At 72.2% G+C, this 25990-nt stretch carries 28 protein-coding genes; 10 read left to right on the top strand and 18 right to left on the bottom strand.

The features are described from left to right. Positions 1-49 precede the first annotated feature (49 nt). From groL to Nocox_RS04590, 3 genes are all read right to left on the bottom strand, one after another. Positions 50-1669, bottom strand: a complete 1620-nt coding sequence (groL, locus tag Nocox_RS04600; protein ID WP_020542251.1) for a chaperonin GroEL — start codon at positions 1667-1669, stop codon at positions 50-52. A gap of 69 nt (positions 1670-1738) precedes the next feature. Further along, positions 1739-2050 (bottom strand): co-chaperone GroES, encoded by a 312-nt coding sequence (gene groES / locus Nocox_RS04595; protein WP_020542252.1) that lies wholly within the window; start codon positions 2048-2050, stop codon positions 1739-1741. 198 nt (positions 2051-2248) lie between these two features. Next, positions 2249-3109 carry an NAD-dependent epimerase/dehydratase family protein gene (locus tag Nocox_RS04590; protein ID WP_020542253.1) on the bottom strand — a complete coding sequence of 287 codons (861 nt, stop codon included), beginning with the start codon at positions 3107-3109 and terminating at the stop codon, positions 2249-2251. A gap of 90 nt (positions 3110-3199) precedes the next feature. Between Nocox_RS04590 and Nocox_RS04585 the strand changes: the two genes are divergently transcribed. From Nocox_RS04585 to Nocox_RS04575, 3 genes are all read left to right on the top strand, one after another. Next, positions 3200-3772, top strand: a complete 573-nt coding sequence (locus Nocox_RS04585; protein WP_020542254.1) for a MarR family winged helix-turn-helix transcriptional regulator — start codon at positions 3200-3202, stop codon at positions 3770-3772. 11 nt (positions 3773-3783) lie between these two features. Further along, positions 3784-4959: a class I SAM-dependent methyltransferase gene (locus Nocox_RS04580; protein ID WP_020542255.1), complete on the top strand. Its 1176-nt coding sequence runs from the start codon at positions 3784-3786 to the stop codon at positions 4957-4959. A 193-nt stretch (positions 4960-5152) separates the two neighbouring features. Continuing rightward, positions 5153-7102, top strand: coding sequence for an apolipoprotein A1/A4/E domain-containing protein (locus tag Nocox_RS04575; protein WP_020542256.1), 1950 nt, complete (start codon positions 5153-5155; stop codon positions 7100-7102). 101 nt (positions 7103-7203) lie between these two features. Here the strand turns inward: Nocox_RS04575 and tsaD are convergent, their stop codons facing one another. From tsaD to Nocox_RS04520, 11 genes are all read right to left on the bottom strand, one after another. Continuing rightward, positions 7204-8235: a tRNA (adenosine(37)-N6)-threonylcarbamoyltransferase complex transferase subunit TsaD gene (tsaD, locus tag Nocox_RS04570; RefSeq protein WP_020542257.1), complete on the bottom strand. Its 1032-nt coding sequence runs from the start codon at positions 8233-8235 to the stop codon at positions 7204-7206. After that, positions 8228-8677: a ribosomal protein S18-alanine N-acetyltransferase gene (rimI, locus tag Nocox_RS04565; RefSeq protein WP_026214147.1), complete on the bottom strand. Its 450-nt coding sequence runs from the start codon at positions 8675-8677 to the stop codon at positions 8228-8230. Before rimI ends, tsaD begins: the two co-directional genes overlap by 8 nt. Positions 8678-8687: 10 nt before the next feature. Next, a complete protein-coding gene (tsaB, locus tag Nocox_RS04560) occupies positions 8688-9365 on the bottom strand; it encodes a tRNA (adenosine(37)-N6)-threonylcarbamoyltransferase complex dimerization subunit type 1 TsaB (protein ID WP_020542259.1) in 678 nt (225 codons plus the stop codon). Positions 9366-9508: 143 nt separating this feature from the next. Next, on the bottom strand, positions 9509-10048 hold the full coding sequence (locus tag Nocox_RS04555; RefSeq protein WP_026214148.1) for a class F sortase: 540 nt from the start codon (positions 10046-10048) through the stop codon (positions 9509-9511). Positions 10049-10051: 3 nt separating this feature from the next. Next, positions 10052-10714 carry a hypothetical protein gene (locus Nocox_RS04550; protein ID WP_157382941.1) on the bottom strand — a complete coding sequence of 221 codons (663 nt, stop codon included), beginning with the start codon at positions 10712-10714 and terminating at the stop codon, positions 10052-10054. Positions 10715-10873: 159 nt separating this feature from the next. Next, positions 10874-11308: a tRNA (adenosine(37)-N6)-threonylcarbamoyltransferase complex ATPase subunit type 1 TsaE gene (gene tsaE / locus Nocox_RS04545; RefSeq protein ID WP_084685496.1), complete on the bottom strand. Its 435-nt coding sequence runs from the start codon at positions 11306-11308 to the stop codon at positions 10874-10876. A 26-nt stretch (positions 11309-11334) separates the two neighbouring features. After that, entirely contained in the window at positions 11335-12387 is a 1053-nt protein-coding gene (locus Nocox_RS04540) for an alpha/beta fold hydrolase (RefSeq protein WP_020542263.1), read from the bottom strand. Between the two features lie 20 nt (positions 12388-12407). Beyond that, positions 12408-13535, bottom strand: coding sequence for an alanine racemase (alr, locus tag Nocox_RS04535; RefSeq protein WP_020542264.1), 1128 nt, complete (start codon positions 13533-13535; stop codon positions 12408-12410). A 60-nt stretch (positions 13536-13595) separates the two neighbouring features. Next, on the bottom strand, positions 13596-15047 hold the full coding sequence (locus tag Nocox_RS04530; protein ID WP_020542265.1) for a bifunctional ADP-dependent NAD(P)H-hydrate dehydratase/NAD(P)H-hydrate epimerase: 1452 nt from the start codon (positions 15045-15047) through the stop codon (positions 13596-13598). A gap of 21 nt (positions 15048-15068) precedes the next feature. Beyond that, the gene (locus Nocox_RS04525; protein ID WP_026214149.1) at positions 15069-15419 is read right to left on the bottom strand and encodes a holo-ACP synthase; all 351 of its coding nucleotides are present in this window, start codon (positions 15417-15419) and stop codon (positions 15069-15071) included. 8 nt (positions 15420-15427) lie between these two features. Further along, positions 15428-16840, bottom strand: coding sequence for a PhoX family protein (locus Nocox_RS04520; RefSeq protein WP_020542267.1), 1413 nt, complete (start codon positions 16838-16840; stop codon positions 15428-15430). A 182-nt stretch (positions 16841-17022) separates the two neighbouring features. Here Nocox_RS04520 and coaA point away from each other — a divergent pair, with 182 nt between their 5' ends. Next, positions 17023-17925 carry a type I pantothenate kinase gene (gene coaA, locus Nocox_RS04515; protein WP_033408646.1) on the top strand — a complete coding sequence of 301 codons (903 nt, stop codon included), beginning with the start codon at positions 17023-17025 and terminating at the stop codon, positions 17923-17925. On the opposite strand, the gene Nocox_RS04510 is transcribed toward coaA, so the two are convergent. Further along, on the bottom strand, positions 17897-18034 hold the full coding sequence (locus tag Nocox_RS04510; protein WP_020542269.1) for a hypothetical protein: 138 nt from the start codon (positions 18032-18034) through the stop codon (positions 17897-17899). The two genes, coaA and Nocox_RS04510, sit on opposite strands and share 29 nt — an antisense overlap. Positions 18035-18119: 85 nt before the next feature. Here Nocox_RS04510 and Nocox_RS04505 point away from each other — a divergent pair, with 85 nt between their 5' ends. The 5 genes from Nocox_RS04505 to Nocox_RS04485 are packed head-to-tail and all read left to right on the top strand — an operon-like array spanning position 18120 to position 22475. Further along, complete coding sequence (locus tag Nocox_RS04505) at positions 18120-19046, top strand: DUF389 domain-containing protein (RefSeq protein WP_020542270.1); 927 nt, start codon at positions 18120-18122, stop codon at positions 19044-19046. 40 nt (positions 19047-19086) lie between these two features. Then, complete coding sequence (locus tag Nocox_RS04500; RefSeq protein WP_020542271.1) at positions 19087-19995, top strand: ABC transporter ATP-binding protein; 909 nt, start codon at positions 19087-19089, stop codon at positions 19993-19995. Continuing rightward, on the top strand, positions 19988-20848 hold the full coding sequence (locus Nocox_RS04495) for an ABC transporter permease (protein ID WP_020542272.1): 861 nt from the start codon (positions 19988-19990) through the stop codon (positions 20846-20848). The genes Nocox_RS04500 and Nocox_RS04495 overlap by 8 nt, the downstream gene beginning before the upstream one ends. Next, complete coding sequence (locus Nocox_RS04490) at positions 20845-21762, top strand: ABC transporter ATP-binding protein (protein WP_020542273.1); 918 nt, start codon at positions 20845-20847, stop codon at positions 21760-21762. The genes Nocox_RS04495 and Nocox_RS04490 overlap by 4 nt, the downstream gene beginning before the upstream one ends. Then, positions 21759-22475 (top strand): ABC transporter permease, encoded by a 717-nt coding sequence (locus Nocox_RS04485; protein WP_020542274.1) that lies wholly within the window; start codon positions 21759-21761, stop codon positions 22473-22475. The genes Nocox_RS04490 and Nocox_RS04485 overlap by 4 nt, the downstream gene beginning before the upstream one ends. A gap of 87 nt (positions 22476-22562) precedes the next feature. Here the strand turns inward: Nocox_RS04485 and glmM are convergent, their stop codons facing one another. From glmM to rplM, 3 genes are read right to left on the bottom strand one after another with little or no spacing between them, the layout of a single operon-like run. Continuing rightward, on the bottom strand, positions 22563-23912 hold the full coding sequence (glmM, locus tag Nocox_RS04480) for a phosphoglucosamine mutase (RefSeq protein ID WP_020542275.1): 1350 nt from the start codon (positions 23910-23912) through the stop codon (positions 22563-22565). A 1-nt stretch (position 23913) separates the two neighbouring features. Further along, positions 23914-24432, bottom strand: coding sequence for a 30S ribosomal protein S9 (rpsI, locus tag Nocox_RS04475; RefSeq protein ID WP_020542276.1), 519 nt, complete (start codon positions 24430-24432; stop codon positions 23914-23916). Positions 24433-24458: 26 nt separating this feature from the next. After that, positions 24459-24902, bottom strand: coding sequence for a 50S ribosomal protein L13 (gene rplM / locus Nocox_RS04470; protein WP_020542277.1), 444 nt, complete (start codon positions 24900-24902; stop codon positions 24459-24461). A gap of 372 nt (positions 24903-25274) precedes the next feature. Between rplM and Nocox_RS04465 the strand changes: the two genes are divergently transcribed. Then, positions 25275-25979 (top strand): CAP domain-containing protein, encoded by a 705-nt coding sequence (locus tag Nocox_RS04465; RefSeq protein ID WP_157382942.1) that lies wholly within the window; start codon positions 25275-25277, stop codon positions 25977-25979. Positions 25980-25990: the final 11 nt, after the last annotated feature.

The following is a 25990-nucleotide window of genomic DNA, read 5'->3' as shown; positions in this document are numbered from 1 at the left end:
AAGGCGGCAGCGGGACGCGGGCCGTGACAGGTGATGCGGGAAGGGCCGATCAGTGGCCGTGGCCGTGACCGTGACCCTGGCCGGCGGCCGGAGCCTCCTCCTCGGGCTTGTCCACGACGAGGGCCTCGGTGGTGAGCAGCATGCCCGCGATCGAGGCGGCGTTCTGGACGGCCGAACGGGTGACCTTGACCGGGTCGATGACGCCCTGGCCGATCAGGTCGCCGTACTCGCCGGTCGCGGCGTTGAGGCCGTGGCCCGCGGACAGCTCGGCGATCTTGTGCGTGACGACGTAGCCCTCAAGACCGGCGTTCTCGGCGATCCAGCGGGCCGGCTCGACCAGCGAACGGCGGACGATGCCGACGCCCGTGGCCTCGTCGCCGACCAGGCCGAGGTCGTCGAGGTCCTTGGAGACGTGGATGAGCGCGGAGCCACCGCCGGAGACGATGCCCTCCTCGATCGCCGCGCGGGTCGCGGAGATCGCGTCCTCCAGGCGGTGCTTCTTCTCCTTGAGCTCGACCTCGGTGGCCGCGCCGACGCGCAGCACGCACACGCCGCCGGCGAGCTTGGCCAGGCGCTCCTGCAGCTTCTCGCGGTCCCAGTCGGAGTCGGACTGCTCGATGGCGAGCTTGATCTCCTTGACGCGGTCCTCGATGGCCTGCGCGTCGCCGGCGCCGTCGACGATGGTCGTGGTGTCCTTGGTCACCACGACGCGGCGGGCGGTGCCGAGCACCTCCAGGCCGACGTGCTCCAGCTTGAGGCCGACCTCCTCGCTGACGACCTGGCCGCCGGTGAGGATGGCCATGTCCTGCAGCATCGCCTTGCGGCGGTCGCCGAAGCCGGGGGCCTTGACGGCGACGGAGGTGAAGGTGCCGCGGATCTTGTTGGTGACCAGGACGGCCAGGGCCTCGCCCTCGACGTCCTCGGCGACCACGAGCAGCGGCTTCTTGGTCTGGGCGATCTTCTCCAGCAGCGGCAGGAAGTCCGCGATGGAGGAGACCTTGCCCTGGGTGAGCAGGATGTAGGCGTCCTCCAGGACGGCCTCCATGCGCTCGGGGTCGGTCACCATGTAGGCCGACAGGTAGCCCTTGTCGAACTGCATGCCCTCGGTGAACTCGAGCTCCATGCCCATGGCGTTGGACTCTTCGACGGTGAGGACACCGTCCTTGCCCACCTTGTCGAACGCCTCGGCGATCAGCTCGCCGATCTTGGCGTCCTGGGCGGAGATGGTGGCGACGTTGGCGATCTCGTTCTTGTCGCCGACCTCGCGGGCGCTGTCGAGCAGCTTGTCACTGACCGCCTTGGCGGCCTTGTCGATGCCGCGCTTCAGCGACAGCGGCGACGCGCCGGCGGCGACGTTGCGCAGGCCCTCGCGGACCATGGCCTGGGCCAGGACGGTCGCGGTGGTGGTGCCGTCACCCGCGATGTCGTTGGTCTTGGTGGCCACTTCCTTGGCGAGCTGGGCGCCGAGGTTCTCGTAGCGCTCCTCCAGCTCGATCTCACGAGCGATGGTCACACCGTCGTTCGTGATCGTCGGCGCACCGAACTTCTTGTCGATGACGACGTTGCGGCCCCGCGGGCCGAGGGTAACCTTCACGGCGTCCGCGAGAGCGTTGACGCCGCGCTCCAGCGCGCGCCGCGCGTTCTCGTCGAACTCCAGGATCTTCGCCATGCTGAAAGTCCTCTCCTGGCGTCGAAAGCCCCGGCCGCCCTAAAGCGCCCGGGGCTCGACGCATCCGGCCTACTTCTCGATGATCGCGAGAACGTCGCGGGCGGAGAGCACGAGGTACTCCTCGCCGTTGTACTTGACCTCGGTGCCGCCGTACTTGCTGTAGAGGACGATGTCGCCCTCGGAGACGTCGAGCGGAATGCGCTTCTCGCCGTCCTCGTCCCAGTTGCCCGGACCCACCGCGAGCACTCGGCCCTCCTGCGGCTTCTCCTTGGCGGTGTCCGGGATGACCAGGCCGGAAGCCGTGGTCTGCTCGGCCTCAAGCGGCTGAACCACAATGCGGTCGCCGAGCGGCTTAACGGGAACCTTGGTGGCGGTCGTCACGATCGGACCTCCCCTTCAGATTTGAATGATCAGAAGAGGCGACCAGCTGGGCCTGCCGTCGCGGGTGTCAGACCTGCCTCGTCGCACGTTGGCACTCTCAAGGGGAGAGTGCCAACAGGAAACATATGCAAGAGGGCCTTGACAGTCAACACGAACGCGTCCGCGTCCGCTGACAGCGATCGGAACAACGGGTGTCGATCAGGCGTACGAGCCCTCGATGAGCTCGGCGACGACCCCCGGCCGGCTCGGGGCCCAGCCGAGCTCCCGGCGGGTGCGCGGGGCGCCGACCCGCTGGCCGAGCGCCAGGGCCTCGGCGAACCCCGTCCCGAGCGCCTGCGCCGCCTCCTCCACCGGCCAGGGCTCCGCGGCCTCCTTGACGCCGGCCGCGCGGGCCGCCGCCTCGGCCACGTCCGTGAGCGGCACGGCCTCCTCGCCCACGCCGTGGTAGACGACCGCCCGGCCGCGCTCCACGACCGCCGCGACGAGCTCGGCCAGGTCGTCCACGTGCACGAACGGCCAGGTGGGCGCCGCGCCGCCGGCCGAGACGTACACGCCGGCGCCGCGCTCGGCGGCCAGGTCCCGAAGGAGCACCAGGATGCCCGCGCCCCGGCCGTGCACCACGCCGGGCCGTACGACGGAGCCGCCGCCGCCGAGCACCACCCGCTCCACCTCGTCCCGGTACGCCACGAGCGGAATCGGCCGGGCCGGACTGTCCTCGTCGCCCCCGTCGACCGCGCCGAGCACCCAGACGCCGCTGAGGTAGACCATCCGTACCCCGGCGGCGGCCGGGACCCCGGCCACGGCGAGGTCGGTCTCACGGTCGCCGGTGAGCTGCCCGGCGTGCACGACGGCGTCGAACCCGTCCCCGGACTCGAGTGCGGCCCGTAGCGTCGCCGGGTCCGACAGGTCGCCGTACCGCTCGCCTGCCGCCGCCGGCACCCGCCGCGCGCCGTCGGCCGCCGGGCGTACGTACGCCGTCACCTCGTGACCCCCCGCGGCCAGCCGCTCCACCACGGCCGCCCCGATGTACCCGGTCGCGCCGATCACCAGAACCCGCATCACTCTCACCTCAAACACTTCGACATCGAAATCTTCCATGCCGAAGATAGCCCTCGGCGTCGAACATTTCAATGTCGTAGGATCGACCGCATGGACGAGCCGATCGACGCGGTCGACGAGATCATCGGCCAGTGGGCGCGGGCGCGGCCCGGCGTCGACGTCTCCCCCACGGGCGTGATCGGCCGCGTCACGCGCGCCGCGCGGCTGCTGGACCGGGCCGCCAAGGAGTTCCTGTCCGAGCACGGGCTGGAGGCGTGGGAGTTCGACGTGCTCGCCACGCTCCTGCGCGCCGAGGACGCCCGCATGTGCATGAAGGACCTCTCGGCCGCCGCCATGGTGAGCCCGGGCGCGCTCACCAACCGCATCGACCACCTGCTCGACCGCGGGCTCGTCGACCGGTGGCCCGCCCCCGGCAACCGGCGGATGACGTTCGTCGGGCTCACGGACGAGGGCAGGCGCGTGGCGGACGACGTTCTCGGACGGCACGCGGCCCACGAGACCCGCCTGCTGTCCGGGCTCCCCGCCGGCGAGCGTGACACCCTGGCCGCTCTGCTCCGCAAGCTCCTGCTGTCCCTGGGCGACACCCCCGCCCCCTCCTGCGCCGCCGAGGACCCCTCCGAGGGCGTCACGGGCCGCGTCACGAGGGGTTCCGCGACGCGATAACGTCGGGCAACGTGGACCTCGACGCCTTCCGACAGCTCCTGACCCCCCGCGGCCGGCAGGCGCTCGCCGAGGCCGGGGAGCTGACCGCCACGGGGGCCGACCCGGTCGCCGCCGCGACGAGACTGCGCCGCACGTACGACGCCGCGCTCACCTCGGCCGCGCTCACCCAGGCGGCCCTTCGCGAGCGGGCGCGGGCGAAGTTCGGCGAGGACGCCGGGCTGATGTTCTTCACCCCGCACGGCCTGGAGCAGTCCACCCGCAAGGAGGTCGCCGAGCACCGCGCCCGCCGCCTGGCCGGGGCGCGCGTGATCGACGCCTGCTGCGGCATCGGCGGCGACCTCGTCGCACTGGCGCGCGCCGGCTGCACGGTGACCGCCGTGGACATCGACCCGCTGACCGTCGCCGTGGCCAGGGCGAACGCCGAGGCGCTCGGCGTCGCGGACCGGGTGAGCGTGGTCGAGGGCAACGCGGGGGCGGTGCGGCCCGAGGACCACGACGTGCTCTTCGCCGACCCGGCCCGGCGCACCGGGCGGGGGCGCACGTTCGACCCGCTGGCCTACTCGCCGCCGTGGCCGACGGTGCTCGACCTGGTGGCGCGGGCCCGTCGCGCCTGCGTCAAGGTCGCCCCTGGCATCCCCTACTCCTACCTGCCGGAGTCGGCGGAGACCGAGTGGGTCTCGTACAAGGGGGAGGTCAAGGAGGCGACCATCTGGACCGGCCCGGGCACCCGTGCCATGCGCCGCGCCACCCTGCTGCCCGGCGGCCACACCCTGTCCGCCACCGGCCCCGAGCGCCTCGCCCCGGTGGGCGCGCTGGGCCGTTACGTCTACGAGCCCGACGGGGCCGCCATCAGGGCGCACCTGGTGCGCGAGGTGGCCGCCCTGGTCGGCGGGCGGCTGCTCGACCAGCAGATCGCCTACATCGCGGCCGACGAGCCGATCGACACCCCGTGGGCCGCCCGTTACGCCGTGGACGAGGTGATGACGTTCTCGCTGAAGAAACTCCGGGCGGCGCTGCGTGAGCGACGGATCGGAAATGTCACCATCAAAAAGCGGGGCTCCGCTCTCGACATCGAACGGCTCCGGGCAGACCTGCGGCTCAATGGGGAAAAGTCAGCGGTAATCATCCTGACTCGCATCATGGAGCGCCCATATGCCTTCATCTGCGACACCTCCCCGGGTGCCTGACCACGGAAAACGCCCGATCTCCCGTCAACCACGATCTTTCCATTCGGCGCTTCCGGACCTTGATCGAGGGGCTAAGGTTGGCGGGCGGGAGTTCTCCCCCTGATGCGGTTGTCGCGTTCTCGCCATTTCATGTGCAAACCGGACCTATCCCACCGCTGCGCGGCATACCGCCGGCGAGCGAAGGAGCCTTTCGGTGGACAATTCCAACCACACGACCCTTCTCACGACAGGGGGCTACACGAACGTCTCCGAGAGGATGCGAGACCTGCTCAACCGCGCGTCACAGGACCACGTCTACGAGCAGCGCACGCAGGGAGCCGTCCTCGACGAGATCCGCCAGCGGCTCGAAGGCATGGAGTGGCTGCTGCGTGAGGTGCGCGAACGCGAGCTGGGCGGCCTCAGCGGCGCCCTGGAGTCGGTCAACGGGCGGCTGGAGGACATCTCCGCCAAGCCCCCGATGTGGGCGGAAGGGCTGGCACAGCACGTCGAGGCCGTACGCGACCACGTCGACGCCGTCGGCGACCGGCTGGGCCACGTGGACGCGCGCGTCGCCCCGGTGTCCGAGCTGCCGGGCCTCTGGGCCGACCTCGGCACCGTGGGCGACAGCGTCGACGAGGCGCTCAGGCGGCTGCAGGCCGTGCTGGAGACCACCGACGGCATCACCAAGGGGATGACCGACTTCGCCGACATGCTGGCCGGTCTGCACGCCGGCATGGAGGCCGCCGCCGGCCGTTTCACCAGGCTCGACAGGTCGGTGGCCGAGCTGAGCTCCCGTACCGACCGGGTGGAGGCGGTCGTCGGCGAGCTGTCCGAGGGCGTCAACGACCGGCTGGCCGGCACCGCCGAGCGGCTCTCCGGCCAGGTCGAGGCCGTCGAGCAGCGTCTCGGCGCGCGCCTCGACGACGGCGCGGCCCGGCTGGAGGAGACCGGCCGCAACCTCTCGGCGCGGCTCGACGAGACCGACCGCAACCTGTCCGCGCGGCTCGACGAGACCGGCCGTGTCCTCACCGCCCGGCTCGACGAGACCGACCAGCGCCTCACCGGCAAGCTCTACGAGACCGCCGCCGACGTCGAGGAGACCGGCAGGCGGCTCACCGCCCGCCTGGAGGAGACCGACGCGCGGGTCACCGCCCGCCTGCGGGAGACCGACGAACGCCTCGACGGCCACCTCGCCGCGATCGAGCAGCGCCTCACGACCCGCCTCGACGAGACCGACCAGCACCTCGCCGTACAACTCGGGGAGAGCGAGCAGCGCCTCGCCGTGCAGCTCGCCGAGAGCGAGCAGCGCCTGGCCGCCCGCCTCGAAGCCGTGGACGTCCGGCTCGAAGGCGTGGACGTCCGGCTCGACCGGGTCGAGGGCCGGCTGGTCGGCCTGGACACCCGGCTCACCGGGTTCGACGCGCGGCTGGAGTCGGCCGAGGAGTGCATGGCCGACATCGACACCCGCCTCGACGGCCTCGACGGCCGCATGAGCGGCGTCGACAAGCGGCTCACCCACATGGACGGCCAGCTCGGCGCGCTCGACAAGCGCCTCGGCACGGTGGACGGCCACCTGGGCCGGCACGACGACCGCTTCGACGCGCTCGACACCCGCATCGACGGCCGCTTCACCGCCCTCGACGAGCGGGTCGCTGCCGCCGACCAGCGCATCGGCGAGACCGCCAACCGTAGCGAGGGCCGCTTCAACAAGCTCGACACCCAGTTCGACGCGCTCGACGAGCGGCTGGGGGAGGCCGAGGAGCACCTGAGCGGCCGCTTCGACGGGTTCGACACGCGCTTCAACGGGTTCGACGCCCACCTCACCGGGCTGACCGCCCGCGCCGAGCAGGCCGGCGAGCACCTCGACGCCATCGACGGCCGCATCGACGCGGTCGGCCGCCGGGTGGACGGGCTGCCCGCGTCCCTGGGGCTGCCGGAGCTGCTCGGCTCGCAGGCCGGCGAGCAGACCGAACGCCTGACGGCCGCCGCCGACGCGCTGACCGAGCTGGTGGGCTCGCGGCCCGACCGGGACGAGCTGGCCCGCACGGTCACCGGCATCGTCGAGCCGGTCGGCGCCGACCTCACCAGGCGCCTGGGCGCGCTGGAGGAGACCATGCTGGCCCTGGCCGAGGCCCTCCTCCGCCCCACCCGTACCAAGGACTGACCCCGCCCCCTCGTGCCGGAAGAGAAGGTCCCTCCGGCAGAAGGGGGCCTCTCAGGGGGCGAGCCCTCACCGCGGGAATGCCCTCCGCAGAAGGGCTGGGATCAGACGTGGACGGTGGTGATCGGCAGGGACGAGTCGGCCGGGATCTGCAGGCTGGACGGCGCGACCCCGGCCGCGATCAGGTCGGAGCCCAGCGCGGCCACCATCGCCCCGTTGTCGGTGCAGAGCCCCGGCCGCGGCACCCGCAGCCGCACCCCGGCGGCGTCGCAGCGCTCCTGGGCCAGCGCCCGCAGCCGCGAGTTGGCCGCCACGCCACCGCCGATGAGCAGGTCGGACACCCCGTACTTGCGGCACGCCTGCAGCGCCTTGCGGGTCAGCACGTCGACCACGGCCTCCTGGAAGGAGGCGGCCACGTCGGGCACGTGCACGCTCTGCCCCGCCGCCTCGCGCGACTCCACCCACCGCGCCACGGCGGTCTTGAGCCCGGAGAAGGAGAAGTCGAGCGTGCCGTCGTCGATCTTGCCGCGCGGGAACGCGACGGCGCTGCCGGAGCCGTCGCGGGCGGCCCGGTCGATGTGCGGCCCGCCGGGGAACGGCAGCCCCAGCACCCGCGCCACCTTGTCGAACGCCTCGCCCGCCGCGTCGTCGACGGTCGAGCCGAGCGAGATGACGTCGCCGGTCACGTCGGGCACGAGCAGCAGCGAGGAGTGCCCGCCGGAGACCAGCAGGGCGATGCACGGCTTGGGCAGCGGCCCGTGCTCCAGCTCGTCCACGGCCACGTGCGCGGCCAGGTGGTTGACGCCGTAGAGCGGGACGCCGAGCCCGAGCGCGTACGACTTGGCCGCCGCCACGCCGACCAGCAGCGCCCCCGCGAGTCCTGGCCCGGCGGTGACGGCCACGGCGTCGATGTCGGTGAAGCGCAGCCCGGCCGCGGCCAGCGCCGCCTCCACGGTGGGCGTCATGGCCTCCAGATGGGCGCGCGAGGCGACCTCGGGCACCACGCCGCCGAACCTGGCGTGCTCGTCCATGCTGGAGGCGATGGTGTTGGCCAGCAGCGTGTGGCCGCGCACGATGCCGATGCCGGTCTCGTCACAGGACGTCTCGATGCCGAGCACCAGGGGTTCGTCAGCCATCCAGCTTCCTTCTCATCATGATCGCGTCGGTGCCGTCGTCGTAGTAGCGGCGGCGGGTGCCGATCTCCTCGAACTCGAAGCGCCGGTAGACCGACTGGGCGCGCGGGTTGTCGGCGCGGACCTCCAGGAACATCTCGCGCGCTCCCCTGCGCCGGGCCTCGGCCAGCAGCTCGGTCAGCAGGGCGCTGCCGATGCCGCGCCCCTGGTGCTTGTCGAGCACCGCGATGGTCTGCACGTCGGCCTGGTCGGAGGCGGCGGCGAGCCCGGCGTAGGCGACGATCTCGTCCTCGACCAGGGCCACCACGTAGTGGCGGGTGCGCGGCATGTCGTCCAGCTCGCCGCGCATCATGCCCTCGCTCCAGGCGTCGAGCGGGAACGTGGCCCGCTCGATCGCCATGACCGCGGGCAGGTCGGCGACGGTCATGGGCCGCAACGTCACCATGTCTGCCGCCTCACGCCGTCGCCCGCCCGCTCTCGCCGGGCGCGAGCACCTTCTTCGGGGCGCCGGGCACGACGGCGTCGGGGCGGCGCAGGTAGATCGGGCGCGCCGGGTCGAGCGGAGCGCCGGCGGCCAGCCGCTCGACGGCGAGGGCGGCCAGCGAGCCCGCGTACGGATAGGGGGGCGCCTCGTGGCCCTTGGCGTCCAGCACGCCGCGGTAGAGGTCGGCGCCTGCGCCGATGACCGGCAGCCCGTCGGCGGGGACGTCGGCGGGCCGGTCGACGGCCGGCCCGTCGAGACGGGTGCGCAGGTCGGCGTAGCGGGCCCAGAAGACCTCCTTGCGCCGCGCGTCGGTGGCGGCCAGGAACGGCTCGGTCAGGCCGCTGCCGTAGGCGAGCGCGTCGAGCGTGCAGACGCCGTAGGCGGGGACGCCGAGCGTGGTCGCGAGCCCCTGCGCGGTCATGAGCCCGACGCGCAGCCCGGTGTAGGGGCCGGGGCCGCTGCCGGCCACGACGGCGGTCACGTCGCGGAGCGTCGCGCGGGCCTCGGCCAGCACGAGCTCGATGGTGGGGGCGAGCAGTTCGCCGTGGCGCCGGGCGTCGATCGTCGTGTGCTCGGCGAGAACCCGCTCGCCGTCGTGGAGCGCGGCGGTGACGGCGGGTGTCGCGGTATCAAAGGCCAGGACCAGCACGACTGATTAGCCTACCGGCAGCGGACCGCGCACCCGCCCGTAACGCCGTAGGCCCCCGGCCCGTCATGCCGTCGGCCCCGCCGGTCACGCCCAGCCCGTACGCCGCCGCAGCCACTCCAGCGCGACCACGCCCTGCGCACGGCTCATACCCGGGAAGCGTAGACGATGACGTTGTCGAGGTACTCGCCACGCGCGCGGTCGAACGTGCCGCCGCAGGTGACCAGCCTCAGCCCGTCCTCCAGGTAGACCCGGCGGGTGGGGAAGCTGTCCTTGTGCACCTGCTCGATCGCGTCCACCTTGTACGTGACCGTCTTGCCGTCGCTGCGCCGCACCTTGACGGTCTGGCCCTTGCGCAGGTCCTTGAGCTTGTAGAACACGGCGGGGGCGGTCTTGGTGTCCACGTGGCCGATGATGACCGAGGCGCCCTTCTCGCCGGGCACGGCGCTGCCCTCGTACCAGCCGGCCGTCTTGGGCTTCTCGTACGGCGGCAGCTCGACGTCGCCGTTCTTGGCGAGGCCCAGCTTCATGAGCGGGGCCTCCAGGTCGAGTGAGGGGATGTCGAGGCTCTCGGGCACGACGTTCGCGGCGGGCGTGGTCGCCTGCTGCCCGACCTCCTTGCCGAAGGCGAACAGCACCAGCCCCGTGACGACCCCCGCGACGACGACCCGTCCAGGTCGCGCCATCGTCTACGCCTTGCGCCGCTTGACCGCCCAGCCGATGCCCGCGACGGCCGCGAGGCCGATCAGCACGCCCGCCGGGCCGAAGGGGATGGAGGAGTCGTCGTCCATGTCCTTGGCGTAGGTGCCGCCGCCGCCCGCGCGCGGCGCCCGGGTCGGCACGTGGGTGGGCAGCGCCTCGCCGGCGACGACGCGCAGCCGCGCGCTGCCGGCGTCGTTGGTGCCGTCGCACTTGACGCTGACGGTGTAGGTGCCGCGCGGGACCGTTCCTGAGACCTGCGCGGAGCCGCGCACCCAGGGCGAGCCGGCCGCCGCGCGGGTGGGGGTCGGGGAGCTGGCCCCGGAGGGCACGGGGTTGAGCGTGGCGCCGCTGACGAAGGCACGGGACGTGGCGGTGCCGGTGTGCGCGGGGCCGCCGGTGGGGACGGGGCAGTTGGCGAGGATCCACACCGTGTTGGTCTGGCCCGCGGTGACCCGGTCGGGGTTGAGCTGCACCTGGATGCTGGGCCTGGTGCCGGTGGGCGCAGGGGTGCCCGTGGCGCTGGTTAACGGCGTGCCCGTCGCTGAGGCCGTCGGGGTTGCCGTGGGTTCGGTCTCGGCCGAGGCTGTGCAGCCGGTCAGACCTACGATGACGAGAGCTCCCGCGTACGTGACACGCCTGACCCTGAGCACCGGCCGCACCCCACTTTGCCGTCTTGCCACCAGCATCCACCCGAATCGTGGATGTCGCCCTCCCTGATACCCAGAAATTCTGGGCGAATCCCTGCCAACGATCATGTCTTCGGCCGGGTACGTCAAGGGTGCCAGCTTTGCCAGGACGTGACCGGGGTTTTAGCCTTCGAGCCGATCAACCGGCGTGTCGGCCCAGCGGGGCCCCACGGCGCGCACGGTGAGCAGGCGGGCCTCGTCGCCGGCCTCACGGTCGATGTGGATCTCCAGCCGGTCGTCGGCCAGGCCCTCGACCAGCCCTTCGCCCCACTCGACGACGGTGACGGACTCCTCCAGCGAGGCGTCGAGGTCGAGGTCGTCGACCTCCAGGTCGCCGCCCAGCCGGTAGGCGTCGGCGTGCACGAGCGCCGGCCCCTGGCCCAGCGAGGGGTGCACCCGGGCGATGACGAACGTGGGCGAGGTGATCGGGCCGCGTACTTTGAGCCCTTCTGCGATGCCCTGCACCAGCGTGGTCTTGCCGGCGCCGAGCGGGCCGGACAGCACGATCAGGTCGCCGGCCCGCAGCTGGGCGGCCAGGCGGGCGCCGAACGCGCGCATGGCCTCGGCGGTCGCGGCTCTCGTCGTCACAGCTCCACCCTCTTGGCCAGGTCGCGCAGCGCGTCGTTGACCACGCCCGGACGTTCGAGCTGGATCAGGTGCGAGGTGTCGGGCACCTCGGTGAGCACGGCCTTGGGCAGCGCGGCCGCCATGGCCCTGCTGTGCTCGGGCGGGGTGAGCCAGTCGTGGTCGCCCACCATGATCGCGGTGGGCACGGGGTCGAGCACGTCGAGCGCGGCCAGCTTGTCGTGGTTCATCAGGGCCGGGTAGAAGTCGGCGAAGACCTCGGTGGGCGTGGCCCTGATCATCGACTCGGCGAAGTCGACGACCGTGGGGCTGACGTTCCTGGAGTCGCCGAAGCCCATGTAGCGGGTGATGAGGAAGGCGATGTCGCTGCCGGCGTGGCGGGTGCGGTCGATGAACGCGCCGCGCTTGCCCAGCATGGACACCGTGCCGGGCGCCACCTTGTGGACGACCTTGGACAGCGCGGCGGGCAGGCCCAGCGTCAGCTCGGCCAGCTTGCCCGCGGAGGTCGCCAGCAGCGCCACGGCGCGGATCTTGTCGCCGAACAGCCCGGGGTGGCGGTCGGCCAGCGCCATGATCGTCATGCCGCCCATGGAGTGGCCGACCAGCACGCAGGGGCCGGGCACGAACTCCTCGATCACCTCGGCCAGGTCGTCGCCCAGCCGGTCGATCATGCTCTCGTCTGCCTGGGCGCGCTGCGAGCGGCCGTGGGAGCGCTGGTCCCACAGCACCAGCCGGTAGTTGTCCCGGAGGTCCTTGCGCTGGTAGTGCCAGGACTCCAGGCTGAGGCAGTAGCCGTGGCAGAACACGATGGTGAGCGGCGCGTCCTCGGGGCCGTCGAGCTCGACGTGCAGCGCGACGCCGTCGGAGGTGATGTGCGTGCGCTCCCTGCCCCGCAGCTCGCCGAACGGCTCGCTGGCCTCGGTGTCAGGGCGCAGCCTGATGCGGCCGACCGCGTAGCGCTTGGCCATGGCCGCCGCCGCGACCCCGGCGGACGCCGCGCCGACGAGCGCGCCGGCGATCCCGACCCTGCGGCGCCGTGTTGTCGTCGTCATCTCCCCGATCCTTCTCCCGCTCAAGCGCCCGTGCTCGTGTGGACCCGCGGCACCCGCGAGCCGATCCTGGTCACGATCTCATGCGTGATCGTGCCGAGGCTATCGGCCCACTCCTGAGCGGTCGGCTCGCCCCCGTCGCCCGGGCCGAACAGCACCACCTCGTCGCCCGCGGCGAGCAGGTCGTCACCTAGGTCGATCATGAACTGGTCCATGCACACGCGGCCGGCGACCCGCCTTCGCCGCCCGCCCGCGAGCACCTCCGCCCTTCCCGTGGCGTGCCGGAGTATGCCGTCGGCGTAGCCGAGAGGGACGAGGGCCAGGTGGGTCTCGCGCTCGGTGGTGTAGAGGTGGCCGTAGGAGACCCCGGAGTCCTGCGGGACCCGCTTGACGAGCGCGGCCTGCGCCACCAGGGTCATCGCCGGGCGCAGGCCGAAGCCGCCCTGCTCGGGGATCGGGCTGAGGCCGTACATCGCGATGCCCGGCCGGACGAGGTCGTAGCGGGCCTCGGGCAGCGTGAGCGCGGCGGCGGAGTTGGCGAGGTGCCTGATCACGTGCGAGCCGGCCGCGCCCGCCTGCTCGGCCAGCTTCAGCGCCGTGTGGTACGCCTCCAGCTGCTGCTGCACCGACGGATGGCCAGGGACGTCGGCGCAGGCGAAGTGCGACCACAGGCCGACGATCTCGACGACACCCTCGGCCGCCAGCTCCAGCGCCCTGGCCAGCAGCCCGGGCCAGGCGGCCAGCGGGGCGCCGCCCCTGCTCATGCCGGTGTCGGCCTCCAGGTGCAGCCGGGCGGTGCGGCCGGTGCGGCGCGCGGCCCCGGCGATCTCGTCGAGCAGCCGCGCGTCGGCGGCCGACAGCTCGACGTCGTGCGTCAGCGCCTCGTCGAGCGGCTCGCCGGGGGTGATGAGCCAGGCGAGGACCGGCGCGGTCACGCCGGCCGCGCGCAGCTCCAGCGCCTCCCTGACGAACGCCACGCCGAGCCGGCTCGCGCCGCCCTCCAGGGCCGCGCGCGAGCAGGGGACCAGCCCGTGCCCGTAGGCGTCGGCCTTGACGGCGCCCATCAGCTCGGCGCCCGTGCGCTCCTTGAGCAGGGCGACGTTGTGCCTGATGGCGGCCAGGTCGACACGCGCCTCCGCGGGCGTGGCCATCGAGGAGTACATCCTTCCAGTGTGGCAGCTCACGGGCGTGGTCGAGCGCGTTTTTTACCCTCAGGCGCCCCCGGCGGCCACCGCGCGGAAGGCGGCCGGCAGGGCGGTGGCGACGTCCGCGGCGGCCAGCGGAGCGCCGTCGGCGGCCAGCCGGCCGGCCAGCCCGTGCAGGTACGCCGCGCACGACCCCGCGTCGTACGCCCCGAGCCCCTGGGCCAGCAGCGCGCCCGCCACGCCGGACAGCACGTCGCCGGTGCCGCCGGTGGCCAGCCAGGAGGTGCCCGTCGGGTTGACCCTGACCGGTCTGGGCTCCTCGGCGACGACCGTGGTCGAGCCCTTGAGCAGCACGGTCACGCCCAGCTCGGCCGCCGCCGCGCGGGCGTGCTGCAGCCGCGCCGCCTCGATGTCCGCGCGCTCGGCCCTGATCAGCCTGGCCAGCTCGCCGGCGTGCGGGGTGATCAGCGTGGGCGCGGCGCGGCGCAGCAGCGAGCGGTCCCGCGCGACCACGGTCAGCCCGTCGGCGTCCACGAGCACCGGCAGGCCGGTGCCGAGCACCTGGGCGGCCAGCTCGTGCGCCCAGTCGCCGGTGCCGAGCCCCGGGCCGAGCACCCACGCCTGCACCCGGCCGACGTCCTTGATGGAGGGCCGGTCGAGCAGGGTGATCACGGCCTCCGGCCAGGCGGCGCGCACCTGCGCCACGGGCTCGGCCGGCCCGGCGTAGCGGACCATCCCGGCGCCGGCCCGCAGCGCCCCGCCCACCGCCAGCACGGCCGCGCCGGTGTAGAGGTCGCTGCCGGCCAGCACGCCGAGCACGCCCCTGCGGTACTTGTCGGACTCCTTGCCGGGGCGCGGCAGCAGGTCGTCCACGTCGCCGCCGGTGAGCGCGGCCACGTCGGGGTCGGGCAGGCAGGGGCCGAGCCCGATGTCCACCAGCTCGACCCGCCCGGCGTGCCCGGCCCCCGGGTCGACCAGCAGGCCGGTCTTGACCGCGCCCATGGTCACGGTCACCAGGGCGCGCACGGCGGCGCCCTGGACGCGGCCGGTGCTCGCGTCCACACCGCTCGGCACGTCCACGGCGACGACGGGGGCGCGGGCCGCGTTCGCCTCCTCGGCCAGCCCCGCGTACGGCTCCCGCAGCGCCCCCGACACGCCGATCCCGACCAGCCCGTCCATGATCAGGTCGGCCCGTGTCAGCGCGCCCGGCCCGGCGACCCGCCCACCGGCCCGCAGCAGCGCGGCGAGCCCCGCCTCGTGCGCCCTCGACCCGGCGAGGATCGCCTCCACCCGCGCCCCGCGCCGCGCCAGCCGCTCGCCCGCGTAGAGCGCGTCGCCGCCGTTGTCGCCGCTGCCCACGAGCAGCACGACGCGGCTGCCGTAGACGCGGCCGAGCAGCCCCGCGCAGGCGGCGGCGAGCCCGGCGGCGGCCCGCTGCATGAGCGTGCCCGGCGGCAGCCCGGCCATGAGGACGTGCTCGGCGGCCCGGATCTGGTCGGCGGTGTAGGCGGTGCGCATGATCCGAAGCTATCCCGCGCGCTATCCCTCGGCGATCACGTAGGCCACGGCCACGCCCGCGTCGTGGCTGAGCGAGACGTGCCAGCGCTTGACCCCCAGCTCGTACGCCACCTCGGCCACCCGCCCGCTCACCCGCAGCTCGGGCCTGCCCAGCTCGCCGCGGCAGACCTCGGCCTCCCGGTGCCCCAGCCCCCGGGGCGCGCCCAGCGCCTTGGCCACGGCCTCCTTGGCGGCGAACCTGGCGGCCAGCGACTGCGCGGGCAGTGACCGCTCGTCCTCGGTGAACAGCCGCTCGCGCAGGCTCGGGGTGCGTTCGAGCGACTGCTCGAAGCGGGCGATGTCCACCACGTCCACGCCGATGCCCAGGATCATGCCCTCCATTAGAACAGGCCGCGCTCCCAGGGGCCCCAGATGGCGAACGACCTGCCCTGCCTGGCCTGCACGTTGACGTAGAGGGTGTGACCGCCCGGCCCGAAGGTGCTGCCCGCGAACTCGGCGCCGGGGTCGCCGGCGATCGGCGCGAGCCGGCAGAAGTCGAACAGCTGCCCGGCCTTGGTGAGCCCGCGCAGGTAGTTGTCGCCGTCGCCGTCCTCGCACAGCACGAGCGTGCCGCGCCTGCTCACCGTGATGTTGTCGGGCAGGTCGAGGACGGACGCCCGCGGCGACTCGTAGACCAGCCTGAGCGTGCCGCTCCAGGTCTCGTACGCCCACACCTGGCCGCGGCCCTTGCCGAAGCCGTCGGGCATGGGGTCGGCCGGCGAGGTGTCGCCGCCCTGGGTGGAGACGAAGTAGACCACGCCCTGGTGATAGACCGCGCCCTCCAGCCGGGCGAAGATCGCCGCGCCCTTGGCCCGTCCCTGGCGGCTGACGGCCTGCACCGCCTCGCTGTAGGCGGGCCGGCCGCGGAAGTCGGGGTCGGGGTCGTCGATGTCCACCCACGTGGTGGCGTACGCGGCCCCCGGCCGCTGCCCCAGGGACAGGTCCGCGCGCTCGGCGTCGGCGACGGCGAGCATCTGCAGCCGCCCGCCGTCGAGCAGCTTGCCGGCCAGCACCGGGTGCTTGGGCGGCAGGTAGCGGTAGAACCCGGACGGATGGGCGAAGTCGTCCTCGGTGAGGTAGAGGGCGCCGGAGGAGGGGTCGAAGGCGGCCGACTCGTGCGCGAACCGGCCCGCCGCCCTGATGGGCCTGGCCGTGGCGGCGCGGTCGAGCGGCACCTCGAAGATGTAGCCGTGCTTCTGGGTGAGCCTGGCGTTGCCCTCGCCGCCGGGCGCGTCGGCCACGTCGGGGCCGTTGACGGTCTCCTCGCAGCTCACCCAGGCCCGCCAGGCCATGGGGCCGCCCGAGCAGTTGAGCATGGTGCCGGTGAGCGACGGCGTGGCCCTGATGACCTCGCCCTGCCGGGTGACCCGGAGGGTCGAGGTGCCGCCCCCGGCCATCGGGTCGTAGGCGCGCTCGCGGTCGCCGAACGCGCCGACCGCCCCGCCGACCTCGTGGTTGCGTACGAGGATCGCGCTGTCTCGGGGCCCGGAGAAGGCGGCCATGCCGTCGTGCCTGCCGGGCACCTCGCTGCCGTCGCTGAACTTCTCGCCCGCGGCGCTGAAGGAGCGGTAGCGGAAGCCCTCGGGCAGGTGCAGGCGCACCTTGCCGTCCCGCAGGTCGCGGGCGGGGCGCAGCGGGCCGTAGCCGCTGGGGGCGGCCTGGGCGCCGCCCTGCCGTCCCGCGCAGGCGACCCCGGCGAACGGCCCGGCGACGCCGGCGGCGGTCATGGCGGTGAGGAAGCGACGACGGTCCACGCGACGAGAGGGTAGCCGCCTCTCAACCCTTGCATAACGATTTCGCCGGATCGATCATCGTTCCCCGAACTGGCTCTCGATAATCCCCATGTTTTGTCCACAGGCTGTGGACACAGAACCAGGGGCCGCCCATGATCCCCTTTGTGGCGCATCGCTACGCTGCCTAGGTGAACAACGGCTACGTGGAACTGAGCAGGGAGCGGTGGAGCGAGCTCCGCAAGAACACGCCCTTGACTCTCACCGCCGAAGAGCTGGAAGAGCTGCGCGGTCTGGACGACCCCATCGACCTGACCGAGGTCACGGACATCTATCTTCCACTGACCCGGCTGCTCAACCTGCACTTCACCGGATCCAAGCAACGCAGCAGCGTGCTGAGCGCGTTCCTCGGCCATCCCGAGGAACGGGTGCCGTACATCCTGGGGATCGCCGGGAGCGTCGCGGTGGGCAAGTCCACCACGGCGCGGCTGCTGCACACCCTGCTGGCCCGCTGGCCCGAGCATCCGCACGTGGAGCTGATCACCACCGACAGCTTCCTCCACCCCAACGCGGTGCTGGAGGCCAAGGGGATCATGCACCGCAAGGGGTTCCCGGAGAGCTATGACCGGCGGGCGCTGGTCAGGTTCGTGGCGGAGGTCAAGGCTGGGGCGGCCGAGGTGCGGGCGCCCGTCTACAGCCACCTGGAGTACGACATCGTCCCCGGCGCGGTCCAGACCGTGAAGAGCCCCGACATCCTCATCATCGAAGGACTCAACGTCCTGCAGCCCGCCCCGCCCACCTCCCTCGCCGTCAACGACTACTTCGACTTCTCCATCTACGTCGACGCCAAGGTGGAGTCCATCCGCACCTGGTACGTCGAACGCTTCCACAAGCTGCGCCGCACCGCCTTCGAGGACCCGAAGTCGTACTTCCGGCACATCGCCGAGCTCTCCCCCGACGAGGCCACCGCCTTCGCCGTGAACGTCTGGCGCGACATCAACGAGCGCAACCTGGTCGAGAACATCGCCCCCACCCGGGGCCGGGCCGACCTCGTGCTCAAGAAGGGGGCCGACCACGCGGTCAGGCGGGTACGGCTTCGCCGGACCTGAACGTCACCTCCTCGAACAGGTAGAGGGCGAACCTGCCCCCGCACTCCTGGTCGTCGAGATCGGCGAACCAGCACTCTTCGCCGTGTTCGTGGCATCTGTACCGGATCATGCCAGGGAGCTTCCGGCATCCGTATCAAAACCTCGTCAACGTCCGATCGACGGCGCGATAGCCCCCAATCGATCACAATGGGCTCGTGCTGCATCTGCGACTGATCAGCCCGGCCGCCCGCACCGACGAGGTGATGGCGGTGCTGGAGGACTGCCCCGGCGTCACCAACGTCGTCGTCCTGGCCGGCGCGGGCCGCGTCCCCCGAGGTGACGTCATCCTCTGCGACGCGGCCCGCGAGTCCGCCAACGAGGTGATCGGCCGGCTCGGCTGGCTCAAGGACGAGGGCTCGATCGCGGCCGAGCGGGTCGACCTGTCGCTGTCCAAGGTCGCCGACGACGCGGTCGAGGAGGCGCCCGGCGACCCCGACGACGCGGTGATCTGGGAGGAGCTGGCGCAGCGGGTGTCGGCCGACTCCCGCGTCACGTGGGCGTACCTCACCTTCTTCGTCATCGCCACCATGCTGTCGGGCATCGGCGTGCTCCAGAACTCGCCGATCCTCATGGTCGGCGCGATGGTGCTCGGGCCCGAGTTCGGCGCGATCGCCGCCATCTGCTTCGGCCTGCTCAACCGGCACGGGCACCTCATCGTCACGTCCCTGCGCACGCTGGTCACCGGCTTCCTGGTGGGCATCGTCGTCACCTTCGCCTGCGCGCTGGCCGCCTACCTGCTCGGCTGGATCGACGACGGCAACCTGCGGAGCAACGCCGAGGTGCAGTTCATCGTCAAGCCCGACCGGTGGTCGCTGATCGTGGCGCTGCTGGCGGGCGCGGCCGGGGTGCTGTCGATCACGGCGGGCAAGTCCTCGGCCCTGATCGGCGTGTTCATCTCGGTCACCACGGTCCCCGCGGCCGGCTACGCGGCCGTGGCCCTGGCGCTGGCCGACTGGAAGGAGGTCGCGGGCTCGGTGTCCCAGCTCGCGGTCAACATCCTCGGGATGGTCATCGCAGGCACCGTCACCCTGCAGATCCAGCGCAGATTCTGGCCTCAAGTAGGACGACGTTCATCCGTATGACCGAGGCCACGGCACGGGCCCCCCAGGTAGGGTCCGGCTCATGCACATCCTCGCCACCGAGGGGCTGACCAAACGTTTCCCCACCGTCACCGCGGTCGACCAGCTCACGGTCACCGTCGGGCCCGGCGTCACCGGGCTGGTGGGCGCCAACGGCGCGGGCAAGTCGACGCTGATCAAGATCCTGCTCGGCCTGCTGCCGCCCAGCGGCGGCACGGCCCGCGTACTCGACCTGGACGTCACCTCCCAGGGCGCCGGGATCCGCAGGCTCGTCGGTTACATGCCCGAGCACGAGTGCCTGCCCCCTGACGTCTCCGCCACCGAGCTGGTGGTCCACCTCGCCCAGATGTCCGGGCTGCCGCGCACGGCGGCCCGCGAACGCGCCGCCGACGTGCTGCGCCACGTCGGCCTCGCCGAAGAGCGCTACCGCCCGATCGGCGGCTACTCCACCGGCATGAAGCAGCGGGTCAAGCTGGCCCAGGCGCTCGTCCACGACCCCAAGGTGGTCTTCCTGGACGAGCCCACCAACGGTCTCGACCCGCGGGGCCGCGACGAGATGCTGACGCTCGTCCGGCGCATCGGCACCGAGTTCGGCATCAGCGTGGTCGTCACCTCCCACCTGCTGGGCGAGCTGGAGCGCATCTGCGACCACGTCGTGGTCATCGACGCGGGCCGGCTGCTGCGCTCGTCGGCCATCGGCGAGTTCACCCAGAGCACGCAGACCGTCACCGTCGAGGTCGACGAGGGCATGGAGGCGCTGGCCGCCCGCCTGTCCGAGTCCGGGCACACCGTCTCGCCGCAGGGGCGGCTGCTGGTGGTGCAGGTGCGGGGGCCGGAGACGTACGACGCCGTCCGCGACGCCGCCGCCGACCTCGACCTGTGCCTGATCCGGCTGGAGCAGGGCCGCCACCGCATCGAGGACGTCTTCAGGGAGGAGGTGGCGCATGTCTGAGATCTACGACATCGGCTACCGCCACTACGACGGGCCCAGGCTCGGCCGCGCCCACTCGTTCCGCGCGCTGGCCGTGCACAGCCTGCGCGGGATCTTCGGCATCGGCCGCCCGGCGCGCAGCAAGATCGTGCCGTTCGCGCTCGTCGCCATCATGCTGATGCCCGCCGTGGTGAGCATCGCCCTCATGGCCCTGATCAAGGAGCGCGGCATCGCCTACAGCGGGTTCGCGGTGATCATGCAGGCGGTGGTGGCGATCTTCCTGGCCTCGCAGTCGCCCACCGTGGTCGCCCCCGACCTGCGCCACCGCGTGCTCCCGCTCTACCTGTCGCGGCCGGTCTCGGTCGCCGACTACGTGGGGGCCAAGATCGCCGCCATGACCGTGGCCGTGTTCCTGCTCGTCGCGGTGCCGCTCACCCTCATCTACGTGGGCGAGGTGGTCGTGGACCTGCCCGGCGACCCGGCCACCGGCGAGTACGCGGGCTCGATGCTCATGGCGCTCGCGCTGGCGCTGCTGCTGGCGGCGTTCGGGCTGGCGCTGGCCTCGTTCACGCCGCGGCGCGGGCTCGGCGTGGCCTCGGTGATGGTCGTCTACCTGCTCTCGTCCGCGTCCGTGCCCATCGTCTACGGCACCCTCTACTCGACCGGCAACGAGGCCGCGGCCTCCTGGGCGTGGCTGCTCAACCCGTTCTGGCTGGTGGACTCCGTACAGTCCTGGTTGTTCGGCACCCCGCCGCACTCCATCGAGGGCGCCGCCTACCCCAGCGGCCCCGTCTCGCTGGCGGTTCTCGTGCTGCTGATCGCGATCGGCCTCGGCGCGCTCGCGCTGCGCTACCGGAAGGCGGCCGCCCGATGAAGATCGAGCTCTCCCAGGTGTCCCGCTGGTACGGCAACGTCGTCGCCGTCAACGACGTGACGATGACCATCGGCCCCGGCGTCACCGGCCTGCTCGGCCCCAACGGCGCGGGCAAGTCGACGCTCCTGCACATGATGGCGGGCTTCCTGGCCCCGTCGGGCGGCACGGTCACGCTCAACGGCGACCGCGTCTGGAAGAACCACCACATCTACCGAAATATCGGTCTGGTCCCCGAACGGGAGGGCGTCTACGGCTTCCTCACCGGCTGGCAGTTCGTCCTGTCCGCCGCCCGCCTCCACGGCCTCGCCGACCCCGAGCAGGCCGCCCGCAAGGCCCTCGCCACGGTCGAGATGGAGGAGCCGAAGGACCGGCGGGTGGAGACGTACTCGAAGGGCATGCGCCAGCGCGTCAAAGTCGCCGCCGCGCTCGTCCACGACCCGCCCGTGCTGCTGCTGGACGAGCCGTTCAACGGCATGGACCCGCGCCAGCGCCTGCACCTCATGGACCTGATCAGGGCCATGGGCACGGCAGGCAAGACCATCCTGTTCAGCTCGCACATCCTGGAGGAGGTCGAGCGCGTCGCCCAGCACATCGAGGTGCTGGTCGCCGGCCGGCACGCCGCCTCCGGCGACTTCCGCGACATCCGCCGGCTCATGACCGACCGCCCCCACCTGTTCATGATCCGCTCCAGCGACGACAGGAAACTCGCCGCCGCCCTCATCCGCGACCCCTCGGCCGGCGGCATCACGCTGCGTCCCGACGGCCTGGAGGTCCAGGCGACCGAGTTCCGGCGCTTCGCCCGCCTGCTGCCCAAGCTCGCCCAGGCCGAGGGCGTCCGCCTGCACCAGGTCTCCCCCGCCGACGAGGACCTGGAGAGCGTCTTCTCCTACCTGATCAACAGGAGCACCGGATGAACACCGTCGTCGCGGCCATCACCTACCGCGCCCTGCTCGGGCGGCGGCGGATCGTGCTGCTCCTGCTGCTGCCCCTCGCCCTGATCGCGCTCGCCGTGCTGTTCAAGCTGGTCGGCGAGGACGACCAGCGCACCACCGTCCTGCTGCTGCAGAGCTTCGCGCTCAGCACCATGCTGCCGCTGCTCGGCCTGATCGCCGGCACCGGCGTCATCGCCCCCGAGATCGACGACGGCACGATCATCCACCTGATGTCCAAGCCGATCTCCCGGCCGGTCATCATCCGGACGAAGTTCGTCGTGGCCGTCTCGCTGCTCGCCCTGTTCGCGGCGGTGCCGACGTACGTCGCCGGCTGGCTCCTCGTCGCGAACGAGGCCGGCATCGCGGCCGGGTTCGCCGTCGGCACCCTGGTGGCGGGCATCGCCTACGCGGCGCTCTTCCTGCTGCTCGGCGTCGTCACCCGGCACGCGGTCACGATCGGCGTCATCTACGCCCTGGTCTGGGAGAGCCTCGTGGGCAACCTCGTGCCGGGCGCCCGCCGGTTCTCCATCCAGGCCTGGGGCCAGTCCGTCGCCGGCCAGATCACCGACTCCCCGTTCTTCCGCACGGACGTCACGCTGGGCTTCGCCGTCCCCGCCCTGATCGTCGTCACGCTCGCCGGCGTCTTCTGGGCGGGCCGCCGCCTGCGCGTCTATTCGCTGACCGGCGACGAATAACCGCGGAACTCCTGGGCAGAGCGAAGGGTCCAGGGGTACGAGAAGGGCCCACGGGAACGCTCCCCGTGGGCCCTTCTTCTTCCGTTCTCAGTTGCCGCATGCCTTGCGGACCACGTCGGCGAGCCGGTTGGCCACCTGGGTGGCGTGCTCCTCCGACGCGGCCTCGACCATGACCCTGATCATCGGCTCGGTGCCGCTCGGCCGGATCAGCACCCGGCCGCTCTCCCCCAGCTCCGCCTCGGCCGCCCTCACGGCGGCCGTCAGCTCGTCGGCGCCGGCCTTGGCCTTGTCGACGTCCTTGACGTTGATGAGGATCTGCGGCAGCGGCGTCATCACCGCGGCCAGCTCCTTCAGCGGCACGCCCGCCTTCGCCACCACGCCCAGCAGGTGGAGCGAGGTGAGCAGGCCGTCGCCGGTGGTGGCGTGGTCCAGCATGATGACGTGGCCCGACTGCTCGCCGCCGAGGTTGTAGCCGTCGGACTTCATGCGTTCGAGCACGTAGCGGTCGCCCACCGCGGTCTCCACCACGGAGATGCCCGCCTCGCGCATCGCCAGCTTGAAGCCCAGGTTGGACATCACGGTCGCGACCACGGTGTCCTTGGCCAGCAGGCCCTCGTCGTGCATGGCGCCGGCCAGGATCGCCATGATCCGGTCGCCGTCCACGATCTCGCCCGTGTGATCGACGGCGAGGCAGCGGTCGGCGTCGCCGTCGTAGGCCACGCCCAGGTCCGCGCCGCGCGAGACGACCACCTGGCGGATCCGGTCGAGATGGGTGGAGCCGTAGCCGTCGTTGATGTTGAGACCGTCGGGGCGCGCCCCGATGGCCTCGACACGGGCGCCGGCCCGCACCAGCGCCTCCGGAGCCACCATGTGGGCGGCGCCGTGGGCACAGTCGACGACCACGCTGAGCCCGTCGAGCGGGTGGTTCATCGTGGTCAGCACGTGCGAGATGTAGCGGTCGGCCTCACCGTAGGCGTCGCGCACCCGGCCCACGCCGGAGCCGACGGGGAAGCTCCACTCCTCGCCGAGCCGCCGGTCGATCTCGTCCTCGACCGCGTCGGACAGCTTGAAGCCACCGCGGGCCAGGAACTTGATGCCGTTGTCCGGCGCCGGGTTGTGCGAGGCCGACAACATGACGCCGAGGTCGGCGCCGAGCGCGGCCGTGAGGTGGGCGACGGCGGGCGTGGGCAGCACCCCGAGCCGCAGCACGTCCACCCCGGACGCCGCGAGGCCGGCGACCACGGCGGCCTCGAGGAACTCCCCCGAGGCGCGCGGGTCCCGGCCCACCACCGCCACCGGATGACGTCCGGTGGCGGCGAACGCGCCTGCATCGCCGAGGACGTGGGCAGCCGCCACGGACAGGTCCATGGCGAGCTGAGCCGTGAGGTCGCGGCCCGCGACCCCTCGTACCCCGTCGGTGCCGAAAAGGCGCGCCAATTTAGCGCTTGCTGTACTGCGGAGCCTTGCGGGCCTTCTTGAGGCCGTACTTCTTCCGCTCCGTGGCGCGGGCGTCACGGGTGAGGAAGCCGGCCTTCTTCAGCGGCGGGCGGTTGACCTCGACGTCCAGGATCGCCAGCGCGCGAGACAGGCCCATGCGCAGCGCACCGGCCTGGCCGGTCACGCCGCCGCCGTCGATGCGGGCGATGACGTCGAACGCCTCCTCGGCGCCGAGCACCACGAAGGGCTCGTTGACGATCTGCTGGTGGACCTTGTTCGGGAAGTAGACGTCCAGCGAACGACCGTTGATCGTCCACTTGCCGGTGCCGGGGACGATGCGCACGCGGGCGATCGCCTCCTTCCGGCGGCCGGTGCCGTACGAGTTGCCCGTCGTGACGGGCTTACGCACAGGCGCGTCAGCGCTGGCGGTGGACTCGGTGGTGTACTCGGAAGGGAAGTCCTCGCCGGAGTAGTCCTCCAGCTCGGCCTCGACCGTCTCGACACCGGTGGGCTCAGCCACGGTTCTCCTCTAAATCTTTCGTACTACTACTGGGCGATCTGGGTGATCTGGAACGGCACGGGCTTCTGGGCCTGGTGCGGGTGCTCGGCACCCGCGTAGACCTTCAGCTTCTTGGCCATCTTCCGGCCGAGGGAGTTCTTCGGCAGCATGCCCTTGACGGCCTTCTCGACGGCCTTGTCGGGCCGCTTCTCCATGAGCTCGCCGTACGAGACGGAACGCAGACCGCCCGGGTAGCCCGAGTGGCGGTACGCCTTCTTCTGCTCAAGCTTGTTGCCGCTCAGCGCGATCTTGTCCGCGTTGATGACGATGACGAAGTCACCGGTGTCGACGTGGTTGGCGAAGATCGGCTTGTGCTTGCCGCGGAGCAGGGTCGCGACGTGGCTGGCCAGCCGGCCCAGCACGACATCGGTCGCGTCGATGACGTACCACTGACGCTGGACGTCGGCGGGCTTCGGTGAGTACGTGCGCACGGTCGTAGCCTTCTTTATGCTCGCGTCTTCGGCGCTGTCGGATGCGACAGCCACATTGGTCGGTCGGTGCGGGCACACGGCAGCCCGGACCTTCCGTCTCCTCGCTACGGGAGATGACGCCGGACGCGCCGCGCATTGGTCACGCTGGACCTATGCACACAACGAACGATTAGGTTACCCGCCCACCTGTCTGCAGGTCAAAAGACCGGTACCCGCGGAAGAGTCTACCCGACTCAGAACGGTTCGATTTCGTTCCCTGGAACCCCTTCTTTCCCATGACCTTTCATCCCTATCGTTGTTTGCGGTATGTGGCAGACCTCTCACACCCGGCCATCCCAGCGGGGCGCTCGGCGCCGGAGCCATCTGGGAGTGTTGACCTGCCTCATGCTCGCCGTGCTGTTCACCGGCGTGTTGATCGGCCGATTGACGGACGACCCCGAGCCCGACGCCCGGATCTACCTCAACGGCACCGCCCCGCCCGCCGCCGCCACGGCCAACCCCGCGCCGACCCTGCAGAAGAAGGCGTACCAGCAGCTTGAGAGCATCCCGCGCGAGGTCACGACCAACCGGCTGCCCGGCGGCGCGACCCCCAGGCCCAGCGCCTCGCGCCCGGACGGCCAGATCCCCGGCTCCTTCGACGACCAGGGCGACCCCACCCAGGTGCTCGGCGGCGACCAGGGCACCGAGGTGGCGCTGATCCCCGGCCTTGCGGGCCGGGTCGTCACGCTCACGAACGCGGCCAGGGCCCGGCGGGGCTGCGGGCCGCTGCGGGTGGACTCCCGGCTGACCCGCTCGGCGCGTACGCACGCGCTGGAGATGGCCCGCACCGGCCGGCTCACCCACAACTCCCCGGGCGGCGACTCCCCGTGGGACCGCATGGAGCGCGCCGGCTACCGCTACGGCGCCGCCGAGAACATCGGCGCCGGCTACGGCACGGCCGAGGAGGCGGTGCGCGGCTGGCTCGACAGCGCCGACCACCGCAGGAACATCCTCGACTGCCGGCTGAGGGCCATCGGCGTCGGCGTCGCCTCCGGCCCCGACGGCCCTTGGTGGACCCAGGACTTCGGAACTCAGTGAGCCACGTCGCG

The organism is Nonomuraea coxensis DSM 45129, from assembly GCF_019397265.1.
Taxonomy (GTDB): Bacteria; Actinomycetota; Actinomycetes; order Streptosporangiales; family Streptosporangiaceae; genus Nonomuraea; species Nonomuraea coxensis.
Note: the sequence above shows the minus strand (reverse complement) of the source record. Positions and strands in the feature narration are given on the sequence as shown.

What these genes read in the sequence shown, in the direction of transcription:
- Nocox_RS04585 (WP_020542254.1), top strand. Translation starts at nt 3,200, where the DNA reads ATGGACGAGCCGATCGACGCGGTCGACGAGATCATCGGCCAGTGGGCG.
- rimI (WP_026214147.1), bottom strand. Translation starts at nt 8,677, where the DNA reads ATGGTGACGTTGCGGCCCATGACCGTCGCCGACCTGCCCGCGGTCATG.
- alr (WP_020542264.1), bottom strand. Translation starts at nt 13,535, where the DNA reads ATGGCCACGCCCGCGGAGGCGCGTGTCGACCTGGCCGCCATCAGGCAC.
- tsaE (WP_084685496.1), bottom strand. Translation starts at nt 11,308, where the DNA reads ATGCGCGCGTTCGGCGCCCGCCTGGCCGCCCAGCTGCGGGCCGGCGAC.
- Nocox_RS04540 (WP_020542263.1), bottom strand. Translation starts at nt 12,387, where the DNA reads ATGACGACGACAACACGGCGCCGCAGGGTCGGGATCGCCGGCGCGCTC.
- Nocox_RS04590 (WP_020542253.1), bottom strand. Translation starts at nt 3,109, where the DNA reads ATGCGGGTTCTGGTGATCGGCGCGACCGGGTACATCGGGGCGGCCGTG.
- Nocox_RS04510 (WP_020542269.1), bottom strand. Translation starts at nt 18,034, where the DNA reads ATGATCCGGTACAGATGCCACGAACACGGCGAAGAGTGCTGGTTCGCC.
- Nocox_RS04495 (WP_020542272.1), top strand. Translation starts at nt 19,988, where the DNA reads ATGTCTGAGATCTACGACATCGGCTACCGCCACTACGACGGGCCCAGG.
- Nocox_RS04530 (WP_020542265.1), bottom strand. Translation starts at nt 15,047, where the DNA reads ATGCGCACCGCCTACACCGCCGACCAGATCCGGGCCGCCGAGCACGTC.
- Nocox_RS04525 (WP_026214149.1), bottom strand. Translation starts at nt 15,419, where the DNA reads ATGATCCTGGGCATCGGCGTGGACGTGGTGGACATCGCCCGCTTCGAG.
- Nocox_RS04490 (WP_020542273.1), top strand. Translation starts at nt 20,845, where the DNA reads ATGAAGATCGAGCTCTCCCAGGTGTCCCGCTGGTACGGCAACGTCGTC.
- groL (WP_020542251.1), bottom strand. Translation starts at nt 1,669, where the DNA reads ATGGCGAAGATCCTGGAGTTCGACGAGAACGCGCGGCGCGCGCTGGAG.
- tsaD (WP_020542257.1), bottom strand. Translation starts at nt 8,235, where the DNA reads ATGGCTGACGAACCCCTGGTGCTCGGCATCGAGACGTCCTGTGACGAG.
- Nocox_RS04485 (WP_020542274.1), top strand. Translation starts at nt 21,759, where the DNA reads ATGAACACCGTCGTCGCGGCCATCACCTACCGCGCCCTGCTCGGGCGG.
- Nocox_RS04555 (WP_026214148.1), bottom strand. Translation starts at nt 10,048, where the DNA reads ATGGCGCGACCTGGACGGGTCGTCGTCGCGGGGGTCGTCACGGGGCTG.
- Nocox_RS04500 (WP_020542271.1), top strand. Translation starts at nt 19,087, where the DNA reads ATGCACATCCTCGCCACCGAGGGGCTGACCAAACGTTTCCCCACCGTC.